The sequence below is a fragment of the Natronococcus sp. genome, assembly GCF_047921035.1.
Classification (GTDB): Archaea; Halobacteriota; Halobacteria; order Halobacteriales; family Natrialbaceae; genus Natronococcus.
The window spans coordinates 1-11,320 of record NZ_JBLRWX010000099.1 but is presented as its reverse complement, the minus strand read 5'-3'; the positions used below and the strand labels follow the sequence as shown (position 1 = coordinate 11,320).

Sequence of the window (11,320 nt, the reverse complement as noted above, 5' to 3'; positions counted from 1 at the left end):
CAGGTTGTGTCGTAGACCGGCAAATATCCCAACTGCGGTACGGGAAGCCTCGCCGTTTACGGCGAGGAGGATGTCACGATCGAAGTCGCTTCGAGTGACGAATCGCCTCGAACAGCTACTCCGTCGCGTCCTCCGCAGACTCGTCGTCCTCGAGTTCGCCGTTCGACACCGTCACCTGGGCGTTCTGAATGACCTTCTCGCCCATCTCGTAGCCCGGCGTGTAGACGTCGGCGACGGTCCCCTCGGGCTGGTCGCTGTCGACCTGCATCATGACCTCGTGGCGCTGGGGGTCGGTCTCGGTTCCGGGTTCGGGATCGATCTCGGAGACGTCCTCTTCGGCGAGCACGCGATCGAACTCCCGCATCGTCATCTCGACGCCCTCCCGCAGGCTCTCGACGTCGTCGCTGTCCTCCTCGAGCGCGCGCTTGAGGTTGTCTCGAACGCCGACGAGTCGCTCGACCAGGTCCTCGGTCGCGCGGTCTTTCATCTGCTCCTGGCGCTTTTTCGCGCGCTTCTTGTAGTTCTGGAAGTCCGCCTGCTTGCGCTTGAGGCGGCTCTCGAGATCCTCGATCTCGGCCTCGGCCTCCTCGAGTTCGGCGCGGAGTTGCTCGACGGTCTCTTCGTCGCCCTCGCTCTCGTCGCCGGTCGTCTCCGCTTCCGACTCGGCCGTTTCCACGCCCGATTCGTCCCCCGCGTCGGTCTCGACGCCGTCGCCGTCGTCGGATCGATCCCCGGACGGGACACCCTGGGCTGACGCGTTCGTGCCCTCGTCTTCGCTCATGATCGGGTCAACGACCAGCGGCGGTAAAAGGGTTGAGATCCGGACTCGGCGGGGTACGATCCGACGATATATGTGCCCGCCGACCGCAGTGTTCGGCGTGACACCGACGGTCGAGGAGGACGCCATCGAGCTCCGGTACGAGGACGGCACCGTCCGTCTCGAGGGGCTCGGGTCGGAGCTGGCGGCGACGCTGCGGGAACGGGTGCTCGAACTCGAGGCGGATCCCAGATCGGGCGGTCGGCGGGTTCCCGCCCTGCAGTACGCGCCGCTTCGGGCGGCGCTGGCGCTCGAGGACGCCGCCGTTCGGGATCGGGTGCTCGAGGTCGACTCCATCTCGGAACTCCACTCGGCGTACGAGCTCCGGGCGTACCAGCGGGAAGCGCTGTCGGCCTGGCTCGAGACCGACCGCTGGGCCGACGTCGACCTCGACGGAACGCTTCCCGTCGACCGCGCTCCCGCAGGCGTCCTCGAGTTGCCCACCGGCAGCGGGAAGACCGTCATCGCGCTGAAGGCGATCGAACGACTCGCGACGCCGACGCTCGTCGTCGTGCCGACGATCGACTTACTCGAGCAGTGGCAACGCGAACTCGAGCGGGAGTTCGATCGCGAGATCGGCCGCTTCGGCGGCGGCGAGCAGCGGCTCGAGCCGATCACCGTCTCGACGTACGACTCGGCCTACCTCAAGGCCGACTCGGTGGGCGACCGCTTCGGCCTGGTCGTCTTCGACGAGGTCCACCACCTCGGTGGCGAGGGCTACCGCGAGATCGCCCGCCTGCTCGCCGCGCCCGCGCGACTGGGGCTCACCGCGACGTTCGAGCGGCCCGACGGTGCCCACGAGATCGTCGAGGAGATCGTCGGTCCGCTCACGTTCCGGATCGACGCCGACGAGCTGGCCGGCGACCACCTGGCGCCCTACGACGTCAAGCGACTCGAGGTCTCGCTCACTCCCGACGAGCGCGAGGAGTACGACCGCAACCAGGAAGTGTTCGCGGACTACCTCGCGAGATCGAACATCCAGTTTACCAGCGGCTCGGACTACCAGGAACTCGTCAAGCGTTCGGGGTCGGACCCCGAGGCCCGCGAGGCGCTGCTCGCGCGCCAGCGCGCCCGCGAGATCACCTACGGCAGCGAGGCCAAGATCGAGGCGCTCGGGGAAATTCTGGACGACCACCGCGGCGAACGAACGATCGTCTTCACGGCGTTCAACGCCCTCGCGTACGACGTCAGCGAGCGGTTTCTGATCCCGACGATCACCCACCAGACGGGCGCCGCGGAGCGACGGGAGATCTTAGAACGGTTCCGCGAGGGAACCTACTCGCGGATCGCGACCTCGAACGTCCTCGACGAGGGCGTCGACGTCCCCGACGCCAACGTCGCGGTCGTGCTCTCGGGCAGCGGCAGCGAGCGGGAGTTCACCCAGCGGCTGGGCAGAATTTTGCGGCCGAAAGAAGACGGTGGACGGGCGCTGCTGTACGAGGTCGTCGCGAGCGAGACGGCCGAGGAGCGGACCTCGAGGCGGCGTCGGAACTGATCGCGGTTCGGGCTCGGCCCGAGGCGGCAACGTATAACACGGACCGCGCCCAACTCCGGACGATGAGAGACGACGAAACGCTCGAGAGTCGGTCGGGAGCTGATTCCGCGTGAAGGTCGCGATCTACGGCGCGGGCGGCGTGGGCGCGTACTTCGGCGGGCGGCTCGCCCGCGCGGGAGCCGACGTTCACCTTCTCGCTCGAGGGGCCCACCTCGAGGCGCTTCGGCGGGACGGCCTCCGCGTCGACAGCGTCCGCGGCGACTTCGAGGTCGAACTCCCGGCGACGGACGATCCAGCCTCGATCGGCCCCTGTGATTACGTCCTGTTCGCGGTGAAGTCCTTCGATACGGCCGCCGCTGCTCGGGAACTGGAGCCGTTGCTCGGCGAGGAGACCGCCGTCGTCTCGCTCCAGAACGGCCTCGACAACGAGGAGAAGCTCGCCGACGTAATCGGCGAGGATCGCGTCATGGGCGGCGTCGCGTACGTGTTCTCGACGATCGCCGAGCCGGGACGTATCGAACAGACGGGCGGGCCGGCCAGCATCACCTTCGGCGAGCTGGACGGGACGCGCAGCGAGCGGGCCGAACGGCTCCTGGAGCGGTGTGAGCGCGCCAACGGGATGAGCGCGGAGCTCTCGGCGTCGATCCGGATCGAACTCTGGGAGAAGGCCGCGTTCATCTGCGCCCAGGCGGGGATGACCGCGGCGGTCCGGCTGCCGCTTGGCGAGATCCGAGAGACGCCGGAGTCGTGGGACGCCTACCGACGGATCGTCGAGGAGGTCTGCAGCGTCGGCCGGGCGGCCGGCGTCGACCTTCCCGACGACGCGGTCTCGCGCTGGATGGCGTTCGCGGCGGAGCTGGACGACGACTCGTACTCGTCGTTGCACTACGACATGACCCGCGAGAAGCCGATGGAACTCGAAGCGCTTCACGGGACGGTCGTCCGGAAGGCCCGAGAGAACGACGTCGCGGTTCCGACGACCGATGCCGTCTACGCGATCCTGCGCCCGTGGGCAGTGCGCAATCGACGAGAGAGCGAGTGATTCCGACGGCGGGGCCGCGAATCCGCTCCCGCAGTCCAACCGCACCCTCGGCGACGGGCCGGTTATTCGCCGTAGGCGATCGTCGAGAGCAGCGCGTTCTCCGCCTGGCGCGAGTCCAGCCGGGTGTGCTGGCAGACGACGGGAACGTCGGACTCGAGCACGCTCGCGAAGTCCTCGCCTTTCGGGATCGGCTCGGGGTCCTCGAGATCGTTGAACCGGACGTGTCTGGTTCGCTCGGCGGGAACGGTCACCTCGTAGGGACCGACGGGTTCGCGGTCGGTGAAGTAGACGGTGATCTCGACGGTGGCGTCCTCGTCGGTCGCGTTCAGGAGACAGACCGTTCCGTGGCTGGTCATCTCGGGCTCGGGTCCCGTACTCTCTTCGGGGATGTACCCCTCCGGAATCGTCCACGTCTGTTTTCCGACCATCGTCTCCCGAAACGACCCTCGAGCCGATAACGAACGGGCTTGTACGGTCAGGTGTCGGACGCGGGCCTCGCTGTGCAACGACGCGAATCCGAGACGGTGGGAGATATCTGTCGTGCCGGTTGGCCACTGGAATCTGTCAGAAACGCCGCTATATACAGAAATGTGTCCGTGTATTGACCGAATGTCACCGATTCCGGCAGTGATTCGACACCTATATCACATCTCGTTATGCCACTACTACCCATGGTGCTGGATCTTCCGCCGGGGAGTACCGTCGCGATCCTCCTGATGGTGCTGTTTCCGGTTCTGACGCTCGTGTTGTACTGGATCGACCTGACCACCAACGACGGCTACGTCTCAGTGCTGGGGAGGCGGTAGGATGCTCTCGACCATCCAGCTCACGTTCGGCGCCTATCTCCTCATCCTGCTCGCGATCGGGGCGTACTTCTTCGTGACGACGGAAACGAATCGCCTCTCGGATTACCTGCTCGCCGGTCGGGACGTCGGCACGTGGCCGGTCGCCATCTCCGAGGTCTCCTCGGTCGCCAGCGGCTGGACCTTCTTCGCCTGGGTCGGCGTCGGTTTCGCGACCGGGATCAACGGGCTGTGGTTTTCGATCACGATGATCCTGCTCGTCATCTTCATGTACCGCTACGTCGGCTCGCGCTTCCGTCGCCAGTCCGAGGCGCTCGGCTCCATCACGATCGCCGACCACCTCTCGCTGGCGGTGACGAACGACCGCCTTAGCACACAGATCCGCGTCGTCGCGACGCTCTCGATTCTCGTGTTCATGGGCGCTTACATCGGCGCGCAGATCATCGCGGTCGGCGAGGCGATGGACACCGGGATCGGGATCGACTACGGCATCGCCATCGCGGTCGGCGGCGTCGTCGTCGGGCTCTACACGATGCTCGGCGGGTTCAACGCCTCGATCTGGACCGACGTCTTCCAGGGGATCCTGATCTTCGCCGCGGCGGTCACCCTGCCGATCCTGATGATCGGCGAGGTCGGCGGCTGGTCGGCGTTCGTCGCCGAAGCCGGCGCCGTCGAGGACGCGGCGCTGCTCGACATCACCGGCGGGCTCGCCGGCCAGGCGCTGCTCATCGGCACCCTCGCGTGGGTAACGTTCGCGTTCGGGACGATCGGCCAGCCCCACTCGCTGATGCGGCTCCAGGCGATCCGTTCCGAACGGCTGCTCAGTCCCGCCGCGGTCATCGCCGTCGCCTTCCAGTCGCTGCGACTCACCGTTCCGCTGCTCATCGGTGCCGCCGGGCGCGTCCTCTACGGCTCCGTCGACAACCCCGAGAACGTCGCGATGATGGCGATCGTCGACTTCTTCCCCGCCGTTATCGCCGGCATCCTGCTCGCGGCGATCGTCTCGGCGATCCTCTCGACCTCGGACTCGATGCTGCTGGTCGCGTCCTCCGATTTCACGCGGTTCTACGAGGAGCGGATCGATCCGGACGCGAGCCAGAGGACGCTGATCGCACTCGGCCGGGCGACCGTGGGCGTTCTCGCGCTCGGCGGCATCGCGCTCGCGTTCGTCCGTCCCGGTACCATCTTCGAGATCATCGAGTTCGCGTACGTCGGACTGGGCGCGACGTTCGGACTACCCCTGCTGTTCATGCTGTTCTGGAAGCGAACGACGGGAGAGGCGATCCTGGCGGGGATCGTCGTCGGCCTCGGGTCGTCGATCGCCAACCTCTACCTGCTGCCGGACTACTTCCCGATCCTCGTCTGGCCCGTCTGCATCGCGACCATCGTCGGGGTTACGCTCGCGACCGCCGACACCGGCGCCGACGTCGCCGGCGTACCGGAGCCGACGACGGGTGGCACCTCGCCCGCCGACGACTGATCGACCCGACCGTCGCCGTTCGAACGATCGCCGACCCGTCGGCGCTCGCGGTGCGGATCACTTTTGCGTTCGCCGCACCGACTCGAGGTAGATGCTGACGAAGGACCTGCTTCGCGTCTCGAGAGCGGGCGGGGGGTACCACCCGCAGTTCGCGAGCCGTGAGCACCGTCCCCTCGCCGCCCGCGTCATCGGGACCTACCAGGGCCACGTCGGCGAGCCCCGCGGCGACCTCGAGGACGCCCTGACCGACCTCGAGCGCGACGCCGACCACTTCAAGCTCGTCCGGGGCTTTTCGGCGCTGCTCGAACGGGACGCGACGTTCGAGACTGACGCCGACCTCGAGCCCGAGCGCGTCCGGAAGGCGACGTTCGAGGCGGCAGAGGCCGTCGGCGTCGTCGCCGAGGACGAACGGACGGCCGCGCTCGCCCGCGCGGCCGACGAGCTCGGACTCTCGACTGCGGCCCTCGAGCGGGCGCTGTACGCCGACCTCGAGGAACGACAGGTCCTCGCGGCGGTCGACCCCCGGTGGGATCCCGACGAGCTGGTCGCGCAGTACAACCTCTCGCTGGCCCAGACGGCGCTGTTCGACGCCACCGAGCTACGGGTGCGCTCGAGCGATCCGAAAGCACTCGTCTCGGCGATCAAGCGCCTGCGGCTGATGTACGAGATTCGGAAGACCGACGCCGGTGACGCGAACGAAACCGCCCTGAGCGACCGCGAGGTCGTCGTCACCGGCCCGACGCACCTCTTTCGCGCCACGCGCCGCTACGGCACCCGGTTCGCGCGGCTCCTGCGGACGATCGCGAAAGCGAGCGAGTGGCGCCTCGAGGCGACGATCGACGACCGGGGGACCGAACGGGTCCTCGAACTCTCCGATTCGGACCCGGTGTGGGTGCCCGACGCCGAGCCCGTCGCCGACGTCTCCTTCGACAGCGGCGTCGAGGCCGACTTCGCCGGGCGCTTCTCGAGTCTGGATCTGGACTGGGAGCTCGTCCGCGAGCCCGAACCGCTCGAGACCGGGACCCGGGTGATGATCCCCGACTTCGCGTTCGACTACTCGCACGGCGACTTTCGGGTCTTCTTCGAGATCATGGGCTTCTGGACGCCCGAGTACGTCGAGAAGAAGCTCGGACAGCTCGCCGATCTCGAGGACGTCGAACTGGTCGTCGCCGTCGACGAGTCGCTGGGCGTCGGCGAGGAGATCGCCGCGCGGGACTTCCGGGCGATCCCCTACTCCGGCAGCGTCCGGCTGAAGGACGTCCGCGACGTCCTCCGGGGGTACGAGCGCCAGCTCGTCGCCGACAGCGCGGCCGCGCTGCCCGAGGAGCTGCGACCCGACGCGGACGTCCTCACCCTCGAGGCGCTGGCCGCAGACCGCGGCGTCAGCGAGGACGCGCTGGTCGACGTCGCCTTCCCCGAGCACGACCTGGTCGGCCGAACGCTGGTTCGGCCGTCGGTGCTCGAGGCGCTGGGCGAGGAGATCGAAGCCGGCTCGTCGCTATCGGAGGCGGAAACGGTACTCGAGTCCTACGGGATCGGCGACTCGAGTGCGGTCCTCTCGAAACTCGGCTATCGCGTCGAGTGGGAGGGGCTCGCGGGCGGGACGCTCGTCGAACGGGAGTCGCAGTAGTCGATGCCGTGCTTCCTGTGTTCGGTCTCGATGCTATATCTACGTCGGTCAGGCCGTTACATAGGTCGGCAAACTGCTCGCTTCGCTCGCAGTTTCTACTGGGCGAACAGCCGTCCGAGACGCGCGACAGCGCGTCTCTCTGCGGAACGACGATCGAAGCGCGAGCGTAGCGAGCGGTGAGTGAGTCGTCTCTACGTAACGCGATTTTCACGGCTGGCCCTGAATACAGGAGCCGTACGACTCAGTACTACAGCTCCCGCTGGCGCCCCTTCGGCACCATCGAGCGCAACTCGCCGTGGACGTACAGTCCGACGCCGATCGGCTCGAGCTCGCCCGCGATCTCGTGGGCGGCGATCAGGTACCCCCAGTCGCCCTCCCAGCGCTCGAGTTCTCGGTCCTCGCCCGCGGCGAACGCCCGGGCCTCGTCTGGCTCGAGTTCGATCACGCACTCGCCGGCCTCCCGGCCGAAGCGCTGGACGAAGTCGGTCGTCGGCTTCCAGTGCTCCTGGCGGGTTCGCAGGCAGGTCATCCCGATCGCTTCGATCTCGACCGGAGAGGGAGCCGACCCGCTATAGATCCAGATCTTGCCCGCCCCCTTCTCCCAGAACGTGTAGTCGTCGAAGGTTTCGGGCGGAATCGCAAAGCGGTCCGCAAAGTAGTCGACGACGGCCTCGCGGCTGACTCGTCCCTCGACGGTTCGTTCGTCGGCCGTCGCGGGAAGGCGGCCGAAGCGCTGGCCGTCGTTCTGTGCAAGATCCGCGTCGGAGTCGCCGTCCACGGCGTCGTCACCCATCAGGCCGTCACCTCCAGTTTCGCGACGAAGAAGCCGCCGGTGTCGTTCTGGTGGGGATAGATCCGCGCGGCTCGCTCGAGACTCTCGTCGTACTCGTTACCGTCCCACTCGGTGAGTCCGGGCGAGTGCTCGAGACCGAGGTCGAAGTCGACGACCCGGCAGTCCTCCTCGTTGAGCGCGTGCTGGACGACGGCCTCGTTCTCCTCGGGGGCGAACGTACACGTCGAGTAGACGACGGTACCGCCCTCCCGCGTCGCTTGCACGGCTCGTCCGAGAATCCCCTTCTGGATCCCCGAAACCTCGTCGAGGTAGCCCTCCGACCAGCCGTCGAGCGCGTCGGGGTTCTTCCGGATCGTCCCCTCACAGGAGCAGGGCGCGTCGACGAGCGTGCGATCGAACTCGTCGAAGTCGAACCGCTCGAGGGAGTAGTTCCGGGCGTCGTCGTTCGTGACCGCGAGGCTCGTCGCGCCCAGCCGCTCGGCGTTGAAGCGCAGCGCCGAGATCCGACCGAGGTTGTTATCGTTGGCGACGACCGTCCCTCGGTCGTCCATCAGCGCCGCGAGCTGGGTCGCCTTCCCGCCGGGGGCCGCACAGCAGTCCCAAACGCGCTCGCCGGGTTCGGGCTCGAGGACGGTCGCGGGGACCGCAGAGACCTCCTCCTGGCCGTGGGTGAAGCCGTGGAAGGACGCCCAGGTCGAGCCCGGCGAGTCGGTCTCGAGTCGCAACACCCGAGGGTTCCAGTCGGCCCCCTCGTACTCGACGCCCTCTTCGTCGAGCGTCGTCGTCGCCCGGTCGACCGAGGCCTTGATCGTGTTCACGCGGACCGCGTTGCCCAGCGGTCGCTCGCAGGCGGCCAGAAACGCCTCGAAGTCGTCGACGATCGGCCGATACCGCTCGAGTGGCTCCATTGGCGTCGGGTTCGCCGGCCCGTCGCTTGTGGGTTTCGAACCGCCGCGCACGTCGGCACCGTCTTTATGACGCTCACCCGCGATTGTCAGCACATGGCAGGGATTCAGCTGCAGGACTCCGAGCTATCACTCGAGGAGCCGACGTTCGTCGAGGGGTTTCCCGGCGTCGGCCTCGTCGGCAAGATCGCGACCGACCACCTGATCCGGGAACTCGAGATGGAGTACTACGCGAGCGTCGACTGCGAGGGGCTGCCCCGCGTGGGGACCTACCGGGCCGGCGACGGGCGAGTGCGCCCGCCGGTTCGGCTCTACGCCAGCGAGGCCCACGACCTGATCGCGCTCCAGAGCGACGTGCCGATCGGCGCCCGAGCCGTCGGGACCGTCGCCAACTGCGTCTCGAGCTGGATCGCCGCCCAGGAGGCGCGGCCGATCTACCTCAGCGGGCTCCCGTCCGAGCGCGAGGAGCGGCCGTCGCTGTACGGGATCGCCACCGGCGACGAACTCGAGACCCTCGAGGATCACGGGATCTCGACGCCCCCGGAGGACGGCGTGGTCAGCGGCCCGACGGGAGCGCTGCTCGACCGCGCCGCACAGCGTGGCGAGGGCAGCCTCGGGCTGATCGTCGACTCGAGCCCGCAGTTCCCCGATCCCGAGGCGGCAAGCGTCCTGCTCGAGGAGGGGATCGCACCGATCACGGACGTCTCGATCGACGTCGCGGAGCTGATCGACCGGGCCGAGGAGATCCGGGAGAAACGCGAGCAGTTCGCCCGCCAGATGCAACAGATGAGCCAGGAGGAGAGCTCCCAGGCCCAGCCGCTTCGGATGTACCAGTAGCGGGCAACTCGAGGGCGAGAACGTACCTACCCCCTGAACACAGACCCCGTGGTCCGATCCTCCACTATGTGTCGGGTTAACGCGTCGAGCCGCCGATCTTGCTCACGCAATCCCAACCCCTTTTCGGCACCTGGCTCATCCTTCGACCATGGCAGACGAAATCGCTCCCGACTTCTGTCCGACGACGTCGAACGGGATGCCGATGCTCGGTCTCGGCACCTGGCAGAACGACGACGCCGAACAGTGCGCCGAGAGCGTCCGGAACGCTCTCGAGATGGGGTACCGACACATCGACACGGCACAGGCCTACGACAACGAAACGGCCGTCGGCGAGGGGATCGCCAGCGCCGACGTCGACCGCGAGGAGGTCTTCCTCGCGACGAAGATCTGGACCGACAACCTCGGCTCCGAGGACGTCACGGAGACGGCCCGGGAGAGCATGGACCGTCTCGGCGTCGACTATCTGGACATGCTGTACGTCCACTGGCCCGCCGGGGCGTACGAGCCCGAGGAGACTCTCTCGGCGTTCTCGGAGCTGTACGACGAGGGCCTGATCGAGAACGTCGGCGTCAGCAACTTCATGCCCGAGGACCTCGAGACGGCGATCGACGTCTGCGACGCGCCGATCGCGGCCAACCAGGTCGAACTCCACCCGCTGCTTCAGCAGGACGACCTGCGCGAGGCCTGTGAGAACTACGACGTCGACGTCGTCGCCTACTCGCCGCTGGCCCGCGGCCAGGTGTTCAACCACGAGGGGATCCAGAACGTCGCGGCCCGTCACGGCGTCAGCGAGGCCCAGGTCAGTCTCGCCTGGCTGCGCGAGAAGGGCGTCACCGCGATCCCGAAGGCCACCGGCGAGGACCACCTCGAGGACAACTGGGAGTCACTGCTGGTCGAACTCGACCGCTCGGATATCGACACGATCGACAACGTCGACGACGTCAGCCGCGAGGTCGACCCCGAGTTCGCCCCCTGGAACTGACGCGAGCGAGCCCGGCTCGAGTAGTCCGAACTCCTGAGTAACAAGAAAGCTTACCACTTTTCGAGCCGTCGCAAGCGCCATGGCAACCCGCACCCGGAGAGGTGAGGCCGGCGTCGTCGGGGAGGTTGCAACCGACCTCCGGCGACTCCACGGCGGCTGGATGGCGCTCGCCTTCCCCAGACAGCGCGGTCGCGGCCACGCCGTCATGGGCCGATGGCGACCCGAGACGACCCCACAGACCGTCGGCTACTACGGCTGGGGCACCCTCGGCGCGCTCGGCCTGCTGGTGCTGTACCCCCTCACCGTCCTCGGGTTCGCGACCCGGTACTACGCGGCGAGACTCGACTCGACCAGGGCCCGGCTCGGCGTCGCCGGCGTCACCGCCCTCGCAGTCCTCGCGTGGGGGACGTTGACGGCCCTCGCCCACCTCCAGCTCGAGCCCGACGCCGTCCTCGCGGTCGCCGCGGCGAGCGCGGTCGCGACGGGGGCGACGGCGCTTGCGGCCGGCTGCTCGCGGGTCGGCGGCCGGCCGGTCT

11 protein-coding genes and 1 pseudogene are annotated in these 11,320 nt (G+C 67.8%); 8 read left to right on the top strand and 4 right to left on the bottom strand.

Annotated features, from left to right (window positions below; genetic code table 11):
- Window positions 1-115: 115 nt before the first annotated feature.
- Window positions 116-781, bottom strand: a complete 666-nt coding sequence (locus ACNA7R_RS16535) for a nucleotide exchange factor GrpE (RefSeq protein ID WP_416284639.1) — start codon at window positions 779-781, stop codon at window positions 116-118.
- Window positions 782-851: 70 nt separating this feature from the next.
- Here ACNA7R_RS16535 and ACNA7R_RS16530 point away from each other — a divergent pair, with 70 nt between their 5' ends.
- Together ACNA7R_RS16530 and ACNA7R_RS16525 are read left to right on the top strand one after the other, a co-directional pair.
- Window positions 852-2,312 carry a DEAD/DEAH box helicase gene (locus ACNA7R_RS16530; protein ID WP_416284638.1) on the top strand — a complete coding sequence of 487 codons (1,461 nt, stop codon included), beginning with the start codon at window positions 852-854 and terminating at the stop codon, window positions 2,310-2,312.
- A 109-nt stretch (window positions 2,313-2,421) separates the two neighbouring features.
- Window positions 2,422-3,354 (top strand): 2-dehydropantoate 2-reductase, encoded by a 933-nt coding sequence (locus tag ACNA7R_RS16525; protein WP_416284637.1) that lies wholly within the window; start codon window positions 2,422-2,424, stop codon window positions 3,352-3,354.
- Between the two features lie 62 nt (window positions 3,355-3,416).
- On the opposite strand, the gene ACNA7R_RS16520 is transcribed toward ACNA7R_RS16525, so the two are convergent.
- Window positions 3,417-3,782, bottom strand: a complete 366-nt coding sequence (locus ACNA7R_RS16520; RefSeq protein WP_416284636.1) for a sensory rhodopsin transducer — start codon at window positions 3,780-3,782, stop codon at window positions 3,417-3,419.
- 228 nt (window positions 3,783-4,010) lie between these two features.
- Between ACNA7R_RS16520 and ACNA7R_RS16515 the strand changes: the two genes are divergently transcribed.
- The 3 genes from ACNA7R_RS16515 to ACNA7R_RS16505 all read left to right on the top strand — a co-directional run bounded on the left by ACNA7R_RS16515 (window position 4,011) and on the right by ACNA7R_RS16505 (window position 7,267).
- Window positions 4,011-4,160, top strand: a complete 150-nt coding sequence (locus ACNA7R_RS16515; protein WP_416284635.1) for a hypothetical protein — start codon at window positions 4,011-4,013, stop codon at window positions 4,158-4,160.
- Window position 4,161: 1 nt separating this feature from the next.
- A complete protein-coding gene (locus ACNA7R_RS16510) occupies window positions 4,162-5,637 on the top strand; it encodes a sodium/proline symporter (RefSeq protein ID WP_416284634.1) in 1,476 nt (491 codons plus the stop codon).
- A gap of 91 nt (window positions 5,638-5,728) precedes the next feature.
- On the top strand, window positions 5,729-7,267 hold the full coding sequence (locus ACNA7R_RS16505) for a DUF790 family protein (RefSeq protein WP_416284633.1): 1,539 nt from the start codon (window positions 5,729-5,731) through the stop codon (window positions 7,265-7,267).
- Between the two features lie 247 nt (window positions 7,268-7,514).
- On the opposite strand, the gene ACNA7R_RS16500 is transcribed toward ACNA7R_RS16505, so the two are convergent.
- Window positions 7,515-8,060 (bottom strand): hypothetical protein, encoded by a 546-nt coding sequence (locus tag ACNA7R_RS16500; protein ID WP_416284632.1) that lies wholly within the window; start codon window positions 8,058-8,060, stop codon window positions 7,515-7,517.
- Window positions 8,060-8,968 carry an RsmB/NOP family class I SAM-dependent RNA methyltransferase gene (locus ACNA7R_RS16495; RefSeq protein ID WP_416284631.1) on the bottom strand — a complete coding sequence of 303 codons (909 nt, stop codon included), beginning with the start codon at window positions 8,966-8,968 and terminating at the stop codon, window positions 8,060-8,062. The genes ACNA7R_RS16500 and ACNA7R_RS16495 overlap by 1 nt, the downstream gene beginning before the upstream one ends.
- 93 nt (window positions 8,969-9,061) lie before the next feature.
- Here ACNA7R_RS16495 and ACNA7R_RS16490 point away from each other — a divergent pair, with 93 nt between their 5' ends.
- The 3 genes and pseudogenes from ACNA7R_RS16490 to ACNA7R_RS16480 all read left to right on the top strand — a co-directional run.
- Window positions 9,062-9,802 carry a proteasome assembly chaperone family protein gene (locus tag ACNA7R_RS16490; protein WP_416284630.1) on the top strand — a complete coding sequence of 247 codons (741 nt, stop codon included), beginning with the start codon at window positions 9,062-9,064 and terminating at the stop codon, window positions 9,800-9,802.
- Window positions 9,803-9,950: 148 nt separating this feature from the next.
- On the top strand, window positions 9,951-10,784 hold the full coding sequence (locus ACNA7R_RS16485; protein ID WP_416284629.1) for an aldo/keto reductase: 834 nt from the start codon (window positions 9,951-9,953) through the stop codon (window positions 10,782-10,784).
- Window positions 10,785-10,863: 79 nt separating this feature from the next.
- A pseudogene (locus ACNA7R_RS16480) lies at window positions 10,864-11,320 on the top strand (hypothetical protein); the annotation flags it as partial.